Annotated in this window: 17 protein-coding genes; 5 read left to right on the forward strand and 12 right to left on the reverse strand. The window is 38.4% G+C overall.

The window, feature by feature from the left end; all coding sequences use genetic code 11:
• Positions 1-52 precede the first annotated feature (52 nt).
• On the reverse strand, positions 53-358 hold the full coding sequence (locus ACTWPF_RS11570; RefSeq protein ID WP_443149198.1) for a hypothetical protein: 306 nt from the start codon (positions 356-358) through the stop codon (positions 53-55).
• A gap of 145 nt (positions 359-503) precedes the next feature.
• Here ACTWPF_RS11570 and ACTWPF_RS11575 point away from each other — a divergent pair, with 145 nt between their 5' ends.
• Positions 504-707 (forward strand): YlaI family protein, encoded by a 204-nt coding sequence (locus tag ACTWPF_RS11575; protein WP_036573340.1) that lies wholly within the window; start codon positions 504-506, stop codon positions 705-707.
• Positions 708-848: 141 nt separating this feature from the next.
• On the opposite strand, the gene ACTWPF_RS11580 is transcribed toward ACTWPF_RS11575, so the two are convergent.
• A complete protein-coding gene (locus ACTWPF_RS11580) occupies positions 849-1145 on the reverse strand; it encodes a YlaH-like family protein (RefSeq protein ID WP_106896545.1) in 297 nt (98 codons plus the stop codon).
• A 163-nt stretch (positions 1146-1308) separates the two neighbouring features.
• Between ACTWPF_RS11580 and ACTWPF_RS11585 the strand changes: the two genes are divergently transcribed.
• Complete coding sequence (locus ACTWPF_RS11585) at positions 1309-1479, forward strand: DUF5325 family protein (protein ID WP_159033242.1); 171 nt, start codon at positions 1309-1311, stop codon at positions 1477-1479.
• A 16-nt stretch (positions 1480-1495) separates the two neighbouring features.
• Here ACTWPF_RS11585 and ACTWPF_RS11590 read toward each other — a convergent pair whose 3' ends face one another.
• Both ACTWPF_RS11590 and ACTWPF_RS11595 read right to left on the reverse strand, forming a co-directional pair.
• Positions 1496-2305 carry an inositol monophosphatase family protein gene (locus tag ACTWPF_RS11590; RefSeq protein ID WP_443149199.1) on the reverse strand — a complete coding sequence of 270 codons (810 nt, stop codon included), beginning with the start codon at positions 2303-2305 and terminating at the stop codon, positions 1496-1498.
• A gap of 91 nt (positions 2306-2396) precedes the next feature.
• On the reverse strand, positions 2397-2600 hold the full coding sequence (locus ACTWPF_RS11595) for a hypothetical protein (RefSeq protein ID WP_106896543.1): 204 nt from the start codon (positions 2598-2600) through the stop codon (positions 2397-2399).
• A gap of 249 nt (positions 2601-2849) precedes the next feature.
• On the opposite strand from ACTWPF_RS11595, the gene ACTWPF_RS11600 reads away from it, so the two are divergent.
• Positions 2850-3467, forward strand: coding sequence for a YktB family protein (locus tag ACTWPF_RS11600; protein WP_443149200.1), 618 nt, complete (start codon positions 2850-2852; stop codon positions 3465-3467).
• Between the two features lie 88 nt (positions 3468-3555).
• Here ACTWPF_RS11600 and ACTWPF_RS11605 read toward each other — a convergent pair whose 3' ends face one another.
• Positions 3556-3825 carry a UPF0223 family protein gene (locus ACTWPF_RS11605; RefSeq protein WP_106896541.1) on the reverse strand — a complete coding sequence of 90 codons (270 nt, stop codon included), beginning with the start codon at positions 3823-3825 and terminating at the stop codon, positions 3556-3558.
• A gap of 12 nt (positions 3826-3837) precedes the next feature.
• Positions 3838-4794, reverse strand: coding sequence for an NAD(P)H-dependent flavin oxidoreductase (locus ACTWPF_RS11610; protein ID WP_238020829.1), 957 nt, complete (start codon positions 4792-4794; stop codon positions 3838-3840).
• Positions 4795-4933: 139 nt separating this feature from the next.
• Between ACTWPF_RS11610 and ACTWPF_RS11615 the strand changes: the two genes are divergently transcribed.
• A complete protein-coding gene (locus ACTWPF_RS11615) occupies positions 4934-6406 on the forward strand; it encodes an aminotransferase class I/II-fold pyridoxal phosphate-dependent enzyme (protein WP_443149201.1) in 1473 nt (490 codons plus the stop codon).
• 74 nt (positions 6407-6480) lie between these two features.
• Here the strand turns inward: ACTWPF_RS11615 and ACTWPF_RS11620 are convergent, their stop codons facing one another.
• Both ACTWPF_RS11620 and ACTWPF_RS11625 read right to left on the reverse strand, forming a co-directional pair.
• Positions 6481-6585 (reverse strand): GapA-binding peptide SR1P, encoded by a 105-nt coding sequence (locus ACTWPF_RS11620; RefSeq protein WP_081779346.1) that lies wholly within the window; start codon positions 6583-6585, stop codon positions 6481-6483.
• 230 nt (positions 6586-6815) lie between these two features.
• Positions 6816-7715 (reverse strand): polysaccharide deacetylase family protein, encoded by a 900-nt coding sequence (locus ACTWPF_RS11625; protein WP_443149202.1) that lies wholly within the window; start codon positions 7713-7715, stop codon positions 6816-6818.
• 250 nt (positions 7716-7965) lie between these two features.
• Here ACTWPF_RS11625 and ACTWPF_RS11630 point away from each other — a divergent pair, with 250 nt between their 5' ends.
• The gene (locus ACTWPF_RS11630) at positions 7966-9489 is read left to right on the forward strand and encodes a glycine betaine uptake BCCT transporter (RefSeq protein ID WP_106896537.1); all 1524 of its coding nucleotides are present in this window, start codon (positions 7966-7968) and stop codon (positions 9487-9489) included.
• Positions 9490-10036: 547 nt separating this feature from the next.
• Here ACTWPF_RS11630 and lpdA read toward each other — a convergent pair.
• From lpdA to pdhA, 4 genes are read right to left on the reverse strand one after another with little or no spacing between them, the layout of a single operon-like run.
• On the reverse strand, positions 10037-11446 hold the full coding sequence (lpdA, locus tag ACTWPF_RS11635; RefSeq protein WP_036573366.1) for a dihydrolipoyl dehydrogenase: 1410 nt from the start codon (positions 11444-11446) through the stop codon (positions 10037-10039).
• Positions 11447-11449: 3 nt separating this feature from the next.
• Positions 11450-12715: a dihydrolipoamide acetyltransferase family protein gene (locus ACTWPF_RS11640; protein ID WP_443149203.1), complete on the reverse strand. Its 1266-nt coding sequence runs from the start codon at positions 12713-12715 to the stop codon at positions 11450-11452.
• A 24-nt stretch (positions 12716-12739) separates the two neighbouring features.
• Positions 12740-13717: an alpha-ketoacid dehydrogenase subunit beta gene (locus ACTWPF_RS11645; RefSeq protein WP_042223925.1), complete on the reverse strand. Its 978-nt coding sequence runs from the start codon at positions 13715-13717 to the stop codon at positions 12740-12742.
• 3 nt (positions 13718-13720) lie between these two features.
• Positions 13721-14764, reverse strand: a complete 1044-nt coding sequence (gene pdhA / locus ACTWPF_RS11650; protein ID WP_234368495.1) for a pyruvate dehydrogenase (acetyl-transferring) E1 component subunit alpha — start codon at positions 14762-14764, stop codon at positions 13721-13723.
• Between the last annotated feature and the right edge of the window lie 337 nt (positions 14765-15101).

Raw genomic sequence — 15101 nt, forward strand, 5'->3', positions numbered from 1 at the left:
GATTCGAATAATCGTCCGGCGTTTGCTTTACCAAAACTCTTTTGTTTCAGCATTATTTTTGCTGATTTTCTATCTCGTTGTTGTTTTTATGCTCATTGTAGTATTGGACTCCAAATTGTGATCCTTCAGAAACCATTTTTGCATTTTCAAATTGTGCTAAATCTTTATTACCAGATTGGTCTGGAGCTCCAGCATCTTCAAATGTTTCATCATTACTTACCATTCCTAGTTTTCCAGGAACTTTACGTACACCTTGTTTTAACTTTTCCCTGTTAGACTTATCCTTAAGAAAATAACTCGCAGTTAAACTAATTGCACCAACAGCTCCTGCAGTCGATAGCATAGTACGCTTTTTCATAAAATCACCTCTACGTTTTTATTTCTACATACCGTTTTCCCTACTTAGTATTATACAAAACATCCTCCCTATTCTTCTTCGTGATTGTCGGAATATGTTATACTATAAGGAAATGCATCATGACTTTAAGTTAGAGGTGATATACATGCAGGTAAAATGCGCTATATGTGATCAGGTAGAAGATATAGAAGATAATTCGCTTCAAGCCAAAAGGCTAAGAAACCGCCGTATCCATATGTATCTATGCGCCCCCTGTCACGAAAGGATTGGCAATAACACAAAGAAACGACTTGCAACTGGGCAATTTAGATTAAACGAAGAAAAACAGCGATCAGATGATTTCATCTAAGTAACCAGTATTAGAAAAATGCAAATACTTTTCTTACTAAAACAGCGTTGCTAAACAACATTGAATAGGAAACCAAAAATAAAAGCCAAACGGACGAGTCTTGTCATTACAATTCGACTCCGTTTGGCTTTTTATTCTTTTTCATGCATTTCGCTCGCGATGTAACCGATATCGGTAAATACCCAGCACTAGTGATACAACGATAAGGCTTTCCGTAATGGGCAATTTTAGAATACTAAAGATCGTTAATACGTAAACCCCAACCGCAAGCATAAGGTAGACAAAAATCGTTTGAAGGAGTGGTAATTTCCTAGCAAATCCAAGTTTGAATGCAATCGCACTAAAAATTAAGTTTAACAAGTAAAATGTAAAGTAAATATGATCTGCACCAAAATATTCTATGTACGTATCAAATAATATACTGAAGCTTGTCTCCATTTCTAAATCCCCCGTTAATCCCGTAAAATAGCATTTATCAAATCTATTCTATCATACAAGATCCTATCCATACATGCCAATATGGAGAAAAGTTATCCAAATAGGTTTTGAAACAAATACTTTTATCGTTTATACTATTGGAGGATAGAATAGAGGTGGAGTTATGAAAACGGTTAATTTTCCTATGTTATTACTTGCCTGTCTTGTGATCCTCATGTTTGTAGGATGCGGTGTGGCGATTGCTTTAAGAAATGTTTGGCTTATTGTGTTATTCATCTTATTAGGTTTTGCACTTATGGGATTTGGAATATCTCTAAAACGAAGAAAAAAGTGATATCCCTAGTTGGACATCACTTTTTTCCTTTCATTAAGAAATCGTTGAGAATCTCTTTTTGTACACATCGATTGCTTGTGAAGACGGAATTTTTTGTTAGCATATTAACAGGCTTTCCATCAGCGGTAGTGGTTACCCCACCGACTTCTTCCAAAATCACCATACCTGCGGCAATATCCCACGGAGCAAGACTCATTGTTAAATAGCCATCAATTATTCCTTCTGCAGTATACGCAAATTCCAGTGCCGCAGATCCATATGTACGTGTCCCGCGGACTGTTTTGACTAACCTTTGCATTTCTTTTTCATTAACCAGACGATTCTCACATAACCAGAAATGATTGAGGCTAAGAATTGCCTCTTTTAAAGGAATATCTGTCTTTAATGCCGGAATTTCTTGGCCGTTTTTGTATGCCCCTTTTGTTCGTTGTGCACTGTATAATACATCATCCATAACATCGTAAATCAAGCCAATTTCTCCAATTCCATCGTGATAAATACCAATTGAAATTGCAAAATTTCTCTTCTGATGGACGAAATTCATTGTGCCATCAATTGGGTCAATGATCCATATAGTGCCATCCATTGTGGAGAGTTCATCGCCAAACCCTTCTTCACTTAAAATAAAATGTTCAGGAAAGGTTTCTCTTATTTTACCTGCAAAAAACGCTTCCGTGTCTTTATCCATCGTGGTTACTAAATCATTTGGATTTGATTTTGTATCAATTGTCAATGGGTCGTTTATTTTAGTTCGTATGGTGCTTCCTGCTTCCAACACCCATTCTTTTGCTTGTCGAAATAACGTTTCGCGTACATCTGCGTTCATTGGGCTACCTCCACTCAATTTTAAACTATATACTAATAGTATCAAATTAAGAAGAGTGCGTCATTAGAAACGGAAATATCTCACTTTGGGATTAACTAACGTCTTCATCGTTTTCTATTTGGATTAATTGCTTTCTTAATTGTTCAAGTTTTTCCTTAGCCTTAATTACTTCCACCGTGTCCTCTGCTTGTAGTGCATCATAAAGTGATACTAATTCGTAATCAATTTCCATGCGGATTACAGGGAGCTTTTCCTGCGCTTCTTTACGACGTAAGGCCTCCATTACATATTTCACTTCTTCCACAACCTTTCAGATCACTTTTAATATATTTATGAGTCAGCCTTGTGTTTGGTTCAATAATTTTCTGAAAATCAGCTATTTACTTGATAACTTTCCCCATAATATGCTTGTTTTAAACATATGTAATGGTAATAAACAGCTCGGTTTAGAAAACTTGACTTGTTTAGACTTTTACTTAATAATAATTATTATAATCTATACTTTTATTATCCATCATAGATGAAAGAAATAAGGAGGATTTTTATGTCGTTCCAAGGGTTTGCAAGTGAGGATTTTAACACCTTTAATATAGAAGGTTTAGAGGAAAGAATGGCTGCGATTCAAGACAGAATTCAACCAAAGTTTCAAGAGGTCGGCAGTTTGTTAACAGATTACCTAGCAGCAGAAATACAAAACGAGATGTTCTTACATATTGCTAAGCATGCAAGAAGAACAGTAAACCCACCACATGATACATGGTTGGCTATCGCTGATAATAAACGGGGATATAAAAAGCATCCACATTTCCAGATTGGTCTGTTTGATGACCATGTCTTCATCTGGCTTGCTTTAATATATGAACTAGACCATAAACAGCAAATTGCCCAAGCTTTTACAGATCACTATGAGGAGTTAAAAGCTCTACCAGATGATTTCGTTGTATCCTTAGATCATATGAAAAAACAATCAATTCCATTACAAGCTTTAGAAATTAAAGATGTTCACCGTTTTCGTGACGTCAAAAAAGCAGAATTTCTTATTGGCAGACATCTTTCCCCAACAGACTCTCGTGTGACAAATGGGGATTCTTTTATCAACACAGCTAAGGACACCTTTAAGTCCTTACTGCCTTTTTATCAGTTCGCACTTAAACAACGCTAGTTAGCCAATGAAGCCTAGCAAAAACCTTGCAGACCACAATTTCGTGCTCCGCAAGGTTTTTCTGATGGACGAAAAAAAGTGAAAATGTTTATTTCATCGAGAAGAGTTCTTCATTCGTTTCTCTTGCCTTCTTCACAACTTTGTAACTCGAGTAGCCTGACTCCTTTTCAAATGCATCAAATACTTTCTTTTCCTCACTTTTTGATGGAATAATTTCTTTCAATCTACTGTATACAGCAAGGACGTTTTGCCTATTAACTTTACTTTCATACGCTTTTTCCATTAATGAGAAAAAATTAACTACATCAATTATTTCCTGTTTACTCCACGTCTCATCTAGTGGGTATTGATAGTTCATTCGATCCTCTCCTTATCGCCATTTAATTCTTATTTCTTCTGCTTCTCTTATAGTGGATTGGATAACCTCTTCTGCTGAGAGTACTTTATCAATTCTTGCTGCCCCTTGACCTGCCCAGCCAAACCCATTTTTCTCATCTCCACCAATAGCATACCTTTGATTTGCCTGCCCACTAATTAGCTCCTTTAATGCAGGATAGCCCTGTCCTCGTTCTTCTGCTTCTATTATTTGTTCTGTCCAAGGATTTCGTAATGCCCTGGCAGGCGCACCAAGAGAACGTTTAATCACAACTGTCGACTGCTCATCCGCATGAAGTATTGCTTGTTTATAAGCCATATGTGCATCCACACACTCTGTTGTGGCAATAAACCTTGTTCCCATTTCAATACCTTCAGCCCCAAGCGCCATTGCCGCCATCATTCCCTTGCCATCCACTATTCCACCAGATGCAACAACCGGGATGGAAACATGCTCCCTTACATATGGAGTTAGCACCATGGTACCTACGTCTCCCCGCCCCAGATGCCCCCCGCCTTCCTGTCCTACGACCATAACTACGTCTGCTCCAAGTTCTTCTGCCTTCACTGCTTGTCTTTTAGCTGCAACTAGAACGAGTGTCTTAATATTCTCCCCTTTTGCCTTGTTAAGTATGTCTTTGGGATTACCTCCCGTAACACTAAGTACAGGTACTTTTTCTTCTAAAACAACATTTAACATGTGTTCATAGGCTCGCCCATGTTGGCCTATAGCAAGATTTACACCAAAAGGCTTATCAGTTAGACTCCTAACTTTTTGTATTTCTTCACGAAGGCGATTTTCATCGGATAAACTCATTGCAGTTATTTGCCCAAGACCACCGGCATTAGATACAGCTGCAGCAAGATCCGCATAGGCAAGATAGGCCAGTCCGCCTTGGATAATTGGATACTTTATCCCCAATAATGAGGTTACCCTTGTTTGCCATTTCACTTCCCCCATCCCCTTTCCTTATATACTTTTTATACTACCATTACTTACATGGCACTGTGAAAGAAAACGAAGCTAGTATTTAACAGGTAAATTTGCTATAATACGTTAGCTATTTTATTTTAAAATGAGGTGCACCCCTGTGAAAGATCAGACAAGAACCCCACTATTTACTGGGTTATTAGAACATATTGAGAAACATCCAACACAATTCCATATTCCTGGCCACAAGCAAGGTAACGCAGCGGAGCCAGCTTTTCGCTCCTTTCTTGGTGATAATGCCTTCAAAATGGATTTAATTAATATAGAACCACTTGATGACCTTCATCATCCAAACAGTATTATAAAAGAAGCGCAAGAGTTAGCAGCAGATGCATTTGGCGCTGACTATACCTTCTTTTCTGTTCAAGGGACTAGTGGGGCCATTATGACTATGGTTATGAGCGTGTGCAGTCCAGGGGATAAAATAATTGTTCCCAGGAATGTTCATAAATCTGTGACGTCAGCAATTATATTTTCTGGCGCTGTACCTGTTTTCATTCACCCTGAATTAGACCCTATACTCGGTATTTCTCATGGTATTACACCGAGAGCAGTAAAACATGCGCTGGAAGCACATCCAGATGCAAAAGCAGTTCTCGTAATTAATCCTACGTACTTCGGTGTTGCAGCAGACCTAGAGTCCATTGTAGAAATTGCTCATTATTACGAAATACCTGTGCTAGTGGATGAAGCACATGGAGTCCACATCCACTTCCATCAGAGCCTTCCGCTTTCTGCGATGCAGGCTGGTGCTGATATTGCAGCCACAAGTGTACATAAATTAGGTGGCTCATTAACGCAGAGTTCTGTACTTAATTTACAAGGGAATCGAATTTCCCATGAACGTGTCCAGACAATACTTTCTATGTTAACAACAACGTCCACTTCCTACTTATTAATGGCATCTCTCGATACAGCAAGAAAGCAATTAGCCACAATGGGCCATTCGCAGATTGACCGATCCATCAGCATGGCAAATAGGGCTAGAATGTCCATTAATGAACTGCAATATATATATTGTACAGGGAAAGAAATTCTAGGTACGGAAGCAGCGTTCAGTTTTGACCCAACTAAATTAATTATCTCTGTGAAGGATCTTGGAATCACAGGGTATGATGCGGAGGTATGGCTAAGGAAGACTCATAATATAGAGGTAGAACTATCAGATCTATATAATGTTCTATGTATTATTACACCTGGAGACTCCGAACAGACGATAGAAAAGTTAATTTCAGCGCTTCAAGAATTAGAAAAATCGATGCTTCCTTTATCTTCAAAAAACGAAGTCAAGGTTACGATTCCGGACATTCCATTATTAGCTTTAGCACCACGCGATGCTTTTTATTCTGAAACCGAACTTATTCCATTTTCAGAGGCTGCTGGCAGAATAAGTGCTGAATCTATTATGGTGTACCCACCAGGCATACCTATTTTTATCCCTGGAGAAATTATTACCGATGAGAATATTGCCTATATATGGAAAAATATCGATGCCGGTTTACCTGTTCAAGGGCTACAAGATGAAACACTTGAGACTATCCGAGTGATAAAAGAATACAAAGCATTTAATTAAAAAAACCCGCATACATTAGTATGCGGGTCTGTATTATTTAATAAGCAATCCTTAAATAAGTATGCGCTTTCTTTTTATTCTGCGTTACATCCTTGGCATGTGCCATACAGTGTTGTTACTTTTTCCCCTTCAAAGTGTTCAATAATCTCCTGACAATCCTGACAAATAATTGTACCCATAGGATCAGCTCCCTCTCCAATTAAATGTTGTGTAACAATTTAATTATAATATGTCACAATTAATTTATCAAGCCTAATTAGTATGTAATAATTAAAAGATTTAACTAATAAGAATATTTAGATTTGTATCTTTTTCTCCTGAAAGGACAATAAATTCATTTCCTCAAGTTGGGCAATTTTCAAAAAATATAAATACAGGTTACCAACCTTTCTGGTAACCTGCTAAATGTTTAATTTGTATTCTTTTCTGTTTGGATTAAGTCTGGATCTACCATTTCATAGCCTTTGTCACGAAGTCCCTCGATAATATCCCCTAAAGCATCTGAGGTCCAATCTCTATCATGCATGAGCAGATTTGCACCTGGTTTTAACAGAGAATAGTCGACACCAGCTTCCGGTCCCTCTCCAGAAATCATGGCCTGCTTTATTTTCTCCACATCCTCATACGGTTTGAAATAATCATACCCATATGTCCAATTCATTTGAGTCATCCCTTCCTCTTTGACTACCATTTGAGAATGATCAGTGTTTATCCCATGAGGGGCACGGAAAAAGGTAGGACGTTCTCCAACGATCTCCTCAATTCGATCACTTACACTAACAATTTCCTCTGTCTGTTCCTCTTCTGACAAAGTGGAAAGGTCAGGATGGCTATAAGTATGGTTCCCAATAGGAAAACCCATCTCGTGAATTTTTTTCAATTTTTCTGCGCCTTCCTCCGTCTCAATAAAGTGACCATTCACAAAAAAGATGGCACTAGCATTATGCTCCTTTAAGGTTTCTGCCATTTTAATTGCATTTTTATCTGGTACATCATCAATTGTTAATAAAACTACTTTCTCATTTGTATCTCCGCTATCGTCAAGCGGGACGATAGAAGATGTCTCGGAATCTACTTTATAAATTGGTTCCTTTACTGTTTCTTCCTGCTCTTCTGTTCTCGCGGTTGACTCATCCTCTGTATCCTCTTCCTCTTTACTATTGTCTTCTTGATTGTTACCTTCCTGCTCTTGCTTACTATTCTCCTCTTGGTCCCCATTTCCAGATTCATTACTGGTTTCTTGACTATCGTTACAAGCCGCTAAAAAAAGAAAAGAAACGAATAAAATCCCTATTATAATATGTCGCATTATGTACCCTCCTGCTGAACTATTTTGATTACTCTATTATAAAGTATTAAATCAGGCCATTACAATTCTTTTCTCTTTCCGGTTATTTTGTGTTTCATCCCCCAGTTAAAGGGTATAACGTAAAGTCGACTATAATTTTTCTTTTAGGGAATATTATGTTTAGGTTTGAAGGATATTAAGGAATGTGTTTTAATACTTAATTGTGTGCCTACATAATTATTATTTAAAAAAATATAAGAGAGGGGAAAATATGAAAAAAGTATCGAATGTTTTTTGGATATCCGCAATTGTCACAGTATTATTTATAATATGGGGAATTATTCCACAAAGTGTGCTACCCACTGCAAATCTCGACAATATAACAAGTATTATCCAAAGTTACCTTGTCGAGACTTTTGGTTGGTTCTATCTACTCACCGCAACAGGCTTTCTCATCTTCGCTATCTATTTAATCTTTTCAAAATATGGAAATATAAAACTAGGACGGCCTGGAGATAAACCTGAATACGGATACCTCACTTGGTTTGCTATGTTATTTAGTGCAGGTATGGGGATTGGACTTGTATTCTGGGGTGCAGCAGAACCATTATCACATTTCCATGAACCACCATTTGGGGATGCGGAGACAAGTGATGCTGCAAAAACGGCGTTACAGTATAGCTTCTTCCATTGGGGATTCCACCCATGGGCAATTTATGCAACCATTGCTTTAGCCCTTGCTTATTTCAAATTCCGTAAGCAATCTCCAGGGGTAGTAAGTGCCATTTTAGAACCACTATTTGGTGAACGCATCCGTGGAAAGTGGGGAACGCTTGTCGACTTTATCGTAGTCTTTGCTACAGTATTCGGTGTAGCAACATCGCTAGGGTTTGGTGCAATCCAAATTAGCGGCGGTTTAAGCTTTTTAACTGGTATGGAGCAATCTATATCGCTTCAATTAATTATAATTGGGATCGTTACAGTACTTTATATGACTTCGGCCATGACTGGCTTAAATAAAGGGATTAAGTATTTAAGTAATGCTAACTTAATTCTAGCTTTCTTATTGATGGTATTCTTGTTATTCGCAGGACCGACAACGTATATATTAAATCTATTTACTAACACATTAGGTAACTATATTCAAAACCTTCCAAGCATGAGCTTTCGAATGACACCATTCAACGAAGACAATACAACTTGGATCAATGGTTGGACCATTTTCTATTGGGCATGGTGGATTTCTTGGGCGCCTTTTGTGGGTACGTTTATTGCACGTGTATCTCGTGGGAGAACTATCAGAGAGTTTGTTCTCGGTGTGCTGTTAGTCCCAACTATCTTTGGTGCACTTTGGTTCACTGTTTTTGGAGGATCAGCCATAAACTTAGAGTTTTTCCAAAATGCAAATATCCAAGCAGATGTAAATGCTATTGGTACAGAGGCAGCATTATTCTCTGTATTACAACATTACCCTTTTGCCACGGTTATGACCATCATCGCTATTTTGCTGATCACAACTTTCTTTATAACATCAGCAGATTCAGCAACATTTGTATTAGGAATGCAGACAACAAATGGCAGCCTATACCCACCAAATATTGTGAAGTTCATATGGGGTCTATTGCAGTCTAGTGCGGCGGCAGTACTCTTATGGCAAGGTGGACTAGAAGCCTTACAAACTGCTTCCATTATAGCAGCCTTTCCTTTCTCAATAATCATGATCTTGGTTGTAGCCTCCTTAATCAAGTCATTTAGAGCGGAAGCAAAGGATATTGACTTTACTAAGAAGAGATAAAGTGAAACTGCAATCAGTGGGGATTTTCGTTCTTCCCCCACTGATTGTTAGTGGAACGAATCGGGTTGTTATCGACCGTTTACTCCCAATTAAACATCACTGTTTCGCTTCATGTTTTGAAGTGGGAGTCATACGGCCGGTTGCACCGGGATAAAGAAACTTCTTCCCTCTTCTTTTATACTAGTAACTAGCTGTTAATCTCACCTTATAAGCAATATATAGCCGAATGGTATCGAAACCTGTTGGGAATACCCACATAAGCTTCGAATCGCCATTCGGCTTTTATTTGGGGTTAAACAAGCATCATGACTGGAAATGGTAGTATAGCTTCACAGAGATGATAGTTTCACCAGGTTTCTTCTAAGGCTAGCTGCTCTAACTGATCAGTTACTATCGCAATAAACAGCCATTATCGGCTAATTGAGAGCTATACAAGGGGATGAATATACTAGAAGCCATAATAATAAAAAGGCTGCCTCAGAAGCCGTATATCGACTTCTGAGGCAGCCCTCTTTTTAGCCTACGTAGTGTCTACGCAAGATCCTTATTATTTCATCATATGAATTGGTGTTCCCATTGCAAGCTCTGCAGCTTCCATAGTTATTTCACCTAAGCTTGGATGTGCATGAATAGTTAGTGCAATATCTTCGGCAGTCATTCCTGCTTCAATTGCTAGGCCAACTTCAGCAATCATGTCACTTGCATTCGGACCAGCTATTTGTGCTCCGATTACAAGTCCATCTTCTTCTCTTGTAATAAGCTTCATGAAGCCATCACTATCATTTAGTGAAAGCGCACGGCCATTTGCTGCAAATGGGAACTTAGCAGCTTTAACTTTATAGCCCGCATCTTTTGCTTCTTGTTCAGTTAGACCAACTGAAGCTAATTCTGGATCTGAGAATACAACAGCTGGCATTCCGATATAATCGATTTCAGCTTTTTCTCCACTGATAGCTTCTGCAGCAATTTTTCCTTCGTAAGACGCTTTATGGGCAAGCGGCATACCTGGAACGATATCACCAATCGCATAAATGTTTTCAACATTTGTACGGCATTGCTTATCAATTTGCACAAGGCCACGGTCGTCCATTTCAATACCCACTTGCTCAAGACCAAGCTCCTGCGTATTAGGGCGACGCCCTACAGTTACGAGTACGTAATCTGCATCGATTTTCTCTTCTTTACCATTCACTTCATAAGAAATAGTTACGCCATCTTTTGTTTCTTCTACACCTTTAGCCATAGCCTCCGTGATGATAGAAACATTTTTCTTTTTCAAGCGTTTTTTAACTACTTGCGTCATTTGTTTTTCAAATCCACCAAGAATATCTTTTGTTCCTTCTAGGACTGTAACTTCAGTACCGAAGTTAGCATAAGCAGTACCTAATTCAGTACCAATGTAACCTCCACCAATTACTACCATTTTCTTAGGAATCTCTTTAAGATTTAGTGCACCAGTAGAATCCAGTACACGATCAGAGAATTTGAAGCTAGGAATTTCAATTGGTGTTGAACCAGTTGCAATAATACAGTTGTTGAATGTATATGTTTGAGAGTTTTTCTCATCCATTACTTTAGCTGTATTTTTGTCAACGAAATACACTTCACCATTAAGAATGTCTACTTTGTTTCCTTTTAAAAGTCCTTCAACACCAGAAGTCAGCTTGTTTACTACACTGCCCTTCCATTCTTGAACTTTTGAAAAATCAACCGTTACGTTCTCTGTTTTAATACCAAGTTCTTCGGTACCATGAGCATGCTCTGTAAGATGTCCAGCTTGGATTAGAGCCTTCGAAGGAATACATCCAACGTTTAAGCAAACTCCACCAAGAGCTCCTTTATCTACTATGGTAACTTTTTGGCCTAGCTGAGCAGCACGGATGGCAGCTACATAGCCACCAGGTCCTGCTCCAACTACTAGTGTGTCTAGTTCAATCGGGAAATCTCCTACTACCATAATTTACGCCTCCATCATAATTAATTGTGGATCGCTTAGCAATCGTTTGATTTGATTTAGAGCCAACTGTGCTGTTGCTCCATCAACAATACGATGGTCAAAGCTTAATGATAATGCAAGTACAGGTGCAACAACAATTTCTCCATCTTTTACTACTGGTTTTTCAGCAATACGACCAATTCCAAGAATAATCGCTTCTGGATAGTTTAGAACTGGAGTGAACCATTGTCCACCAGCTGAACCAATATTAGAAATTGTATTAGAAGCACCTTTCATTTCATCAGGAGCAAGTTTACCATTACGAGCTTTTGCACCAAGTTCATTAATTTCTTGTGAAATGGCGAAGATTGACTTACGGTCAGCATTCTTCACAACTGGTACTAACAAGCCTTTTTCTGTGTCTGCCGCAATACCGATGTTGTAATAATGCTTCTGTACAATCTCGTTTGTGTTCTCATCTATATAAGAGTTCAAGATAGGGAACTTCTTAGATGCTGAAACAAGCGCTTTTGCAACATATGGTAAATAAGTTAATTTAATTTCTTGCTCTGCTGCAACAGCTTTGAATTTCTTACGATGTGCAACAAGTTCTGTAACGTCAACCTCATCCATTAGTGTAACATGAGGTGCTTTTGTTTTGGAATTAACCATCGCTTTTGCAATTGACTTACGAATACCGCTCATTGCTTCACGAGTTTCTGGGTATTCACCCTCTGGTGCTGCCTGTGTTGCAGGTTTTTCAGCTTTTTCAGAAGTAGCTGGAGCCTCAGATTGAGCAGACGGCTGATCACCATTTAGATATTGATCAATATCCTCTTTTAGAACGCGACCGTTTTTCCCAGAACCTGTTACTTCTGTAATATTAACATCATTATCACGCGCATGCTTTCTTACTGAAGGCATGGCAATAATACGTTTGTCACTGCTTTCCTCTTTCTCATCTGATTTAGCAGTTTCTTTTTTCTCTTCTTTTGGTGCTTCTTCTGTCGATTCTTCTTCAGCTGATTCCTCATCATCAGAAGATTCATAGCCTTCTGCATCAAATGTAATTAGTTTATCTCCAACTACTGCTACAGTTCCTTCTTCAACATGAAGCTTTGTTACTTTACCTTCTACTGGAGAAGGAATTTCAACAACTGCTTTATCGTTCTGTACTTCACAAAGCACATCATCTTCTTTTACTTCATCGTCTACACTTACAAACCATTTAACTATTTCACCTTCGTGAATACCTTCACCGATATCCGGCAATTTGAAATCATATGCCATTATAACTACCTCCTGTTCACTTATTTAGAAATTCAATACAGTGTTTACTTTTTCTACGATGTCATTATGGTTAGGTAACCAAACTTCTTCAGCTGCTGAGAAGGAGTATACTGTATCTGGTGCTGTTACACGTAATACAGGTGCTTCAAGATGAAGAATGGCTCTTTCTTGAATTTCAGCTACTACATTAGCACTTACACCAGCTTGACGTTGTGCTTCTTGAACCACTACAACACGATTAGTTTTCTTAACGGATTCGATAATAGTATCAATATCAATTGGAGAAACAGTTCTCAAATCTATTACTTCTGCAGATACGCCGTCTTTTTCAAGTTCTTCAGCTGCTTTAAGTGAAGCGTGTACCATTGCGCCGTAAGAAATTAGTGTAACATCTGTACCTTCGCGCTTTACTTCTGCTTTGCCGATTTCCACTGTATATTCCTCTTCCGGAACTTCTTCACGGAAAGAACGATATAGTTTCATATGCTCTAAGAATAGTACAGGGTCATTATCGCGAATTGCAGCAATTAATAGACCTTTTGCATCGTATGGATTAGATGGAATAACCACTTTAATTCCTGGTTGTTGAGCAATTAAACCCTCTAAAGAATCAGCATGCAATTCTGGTGTGTGTACACCTCCACCGAATGGTGAACGAATTGTTACAGGTGCAGTATGGTGTCCACCTGAACGGTAACGCATACGGGCAAGTTGTCCGCTAATTGAATCCATTACTTCGTAAACGAAGCCGAAGAACTGGATTTCTGGTACTGGACGGTAGCCTTCAAGAGCAAGTCCTACAGCTAATCCACCAATACCTGACTCAGCGAGTGGTGTGTCAAATACACGTTCTTCGCCAAACTCATCCTGCAACCCTTCAGTAGCACGGAATACACCACCGTTTTGACCAACATCTTCACCAAATACAAGCACATTCTCGTCATTTTTAAGTTCTGTACGCATTGCATCAGTGATTGCTTGAATCATTGTCATTTGTGCCATGATTTACTTCGACTCCTTTTCTTTGTATTCTTCCATTTGCTCCTGCAAATTGTGTGGAAGTTCTTCAAACATATTTTCAATGAAGTCCGTCACTTTTTGTTTAGGATATTCATCTGCTTTTTTAATAGCTTGTTTAATTTCATTTTTTGCTTCTTCAATTACTTTGTTTTCTTCTTCTTCAGACCAAATTCCTTTTTCTTCAAGGAATGTACGGAAGCGTACAAGTGGATCTTTTTTCTCCCACTCATTATCTAGATCTTCAGTACGGTAACGAGTTGGATCATCACCAGCCATTGTATGTGGTCCATAACGGTAAGTTAATGTTTCAATTAACGTTGGTCCTTCACCATTGATCGCACGATCACGAGAATGTTTAGTAACAGCATAAACAGCTAGCACATCCATCCCGTCAACCTGAATTCCTTCAATTCCAGCTGCAACAGCTTTTTGAGCAAGTGTTTTAGCATTTGTTTGTTTTTCAACTGGTACAGAAATCGCAAAATAGTTATTTTGCACAAAGAAAAGCGCTGGTGCTTTGTAAGCTCCTGCAAAGTTAATTCCTTCATAGAAATCACCTTGAGAAGTACCACCATCACCAGTGTATGTTACAGCAACAGCTTTTCTACCGCGTTTTTTAATACCAAGTGCTACTCCAGCGGTTTGAACGTACTGTGCTCCGATTATAATTTGAGGGCTTAATGCATTAACGCCTTCTGGCATTTGGTTACCATGGAAATGACCTCTGGAAAATAAAAATGCCTGGTATAGCGGAAGACCTTGCCAGATTAATTGAGGTACATCACGGTACCCTGGAAGAATGAAATCATCTTTTTCAAGCGCAAATTGACTTCCAAGCTGCGAAGCTTCTTGTCCTGCAGTTGGAGCATAGAAACCAAGGCGTCCTTGACGATTTAGTGCAATAGAACGTTGGTCAAGTATGCGTGTGTAAACCATTCTGCGCATTAATTCTTTTAATTCCTCATCTGATAGATCAGGCATATCATCTTTGTTGACAATCTTTCCATCTTCATTAAGAATCTGGAACATTTCGAACTGACTTTCAACACTTTCAAGTACGTGTTTCAAAATAGTTCACCTCTTCCTTTCTTATATCCTTTTTAAATAATATTGTCCTTACTAGCCTACCCAAAACATAAAAAAACTGTACAAATTAACTAATAATCTTGTACCCTTTTTCATTTTCTTATAATCTTATGTTTAATTTATCTTTCAAACTGTTACAGTTGGGCCATGACATTTATTAGTACAATAATTATTATAATTAAATACTAGCCTAAAATGTCTATTTGGTCAAACACTTTGTTTTGCCTAGCAAGCTGAGTATTCTCCAAGGTAATACTGAAAAAAGGATAGCTTTTGAAGA

The organism is Oceanobacillus sp. M65 (assembly GCF_052246275.1).
In the GTDB taxonomy this organism is placed as follows: Bacteria; Bacillota; Bacilli; order Bacillales; family Amphibacillaceae; genus Oceanobacillus_B; species Oceanobacillus_B jordanicus.

Bases quoted from the DNA above. Each gene is read 5' to 3' on its own strand.
- ACTWPF_RS11620 (WP_081779346.1), bottom strand. From the start codon at position 6,585: ATGGGTACAATTATTTGTCAGGATTGTCAGGAGATTATTGAACACTTT.
- ACTWPF_RS11600 (WP_443149200.1), top strand. From the start codon at position 2,850: ATGTCGTTCCAAGGGTTTGCAAGTGAGGATTTTAACACCTTTAATATA.
- ACTWPF_RS11630 (WP_106896537.1), top strand. From the start codon at position 7,966: ATGAAAAAAGTATCGAATGTTTTTTGGATATCCGCAATTGTCACAGTA.
- pdhA (WP_234368495.1), bottom strand. From the start codon at position 14,764: ATGTTCCAGATTCTTAATGAAGATGGAAAGATTGTCAACAAAGATGAT.
- ACTWPF_RS11575 (WP_036573340.1), top strand. From the start codon at position 504: ATGCAGGTAAAATGCGCTATATGTGATCAGGTAGAAGATATAGAAGAT.
- ACTWPF_RS11625 (WP_443149202.1), bottom strand. From the start codon at position 7,715: ATGCGACATATTATAATAGGGATTTTATTCGTTTCTTTTCTTTTTTTA.
- lpdA (WP_036573366.1), bottom strand. From the start codon at position 11,446: ATGGTAGTAGGAGATTTCCCGATTGAACTAGACACACTAGTAGTTGGA.
- ACTWPF_RS11585 (WP_159033242.1), top strand. From the start codon at position 1,309: ATGAAAACGGTTAATTTTCCTATGTTATTACTTGCCTGTCTTGTGATC.
- ACTWPF_RS11640 (WP_443149203.1), bottom strand. From the start codon at position 12,715: ATGGCATATGATTTCAAATTGCCGGATATCGGTGAAGGTATTCACGAA.
- ACTWPF_RS11590 (WP_443149199.1), bottom strand. From the start codon at position 2,305: ATGAACGCAGATGTACGCGAAACGTTATTTCGACAAGCAAAAGAATGG.
- ACTWPF_RS11645 (WP_042223925.1), bottom strand. From the start codon at position 13,717: ATGGCACAAATGACAATGATTCAAGCAATCACTGATGCAATGCGTACA.
- ACTWPF_RS11570 (WP_443149198.1), bottom strand. From the start codon at position 358: ATGAAAAAGCGTACTATGCTATCGACTGCAGGAGCTGTTGGTGCAATT.
- ACTWPF_RS11605 (WP_106896541.1), bottom strand. From the start codon at position 3,825: ATGAACTATCAATACCCACTAGATGAGACGTGGAGTAAACAGGAAATA.
- ACTWPF_RS11580 (WP_106896545.1), bottom strand. From the start codon at position 1,145: ATGGAGACAAGCTTCAGTATATTATTTGATACGTACATAGAATATTTT.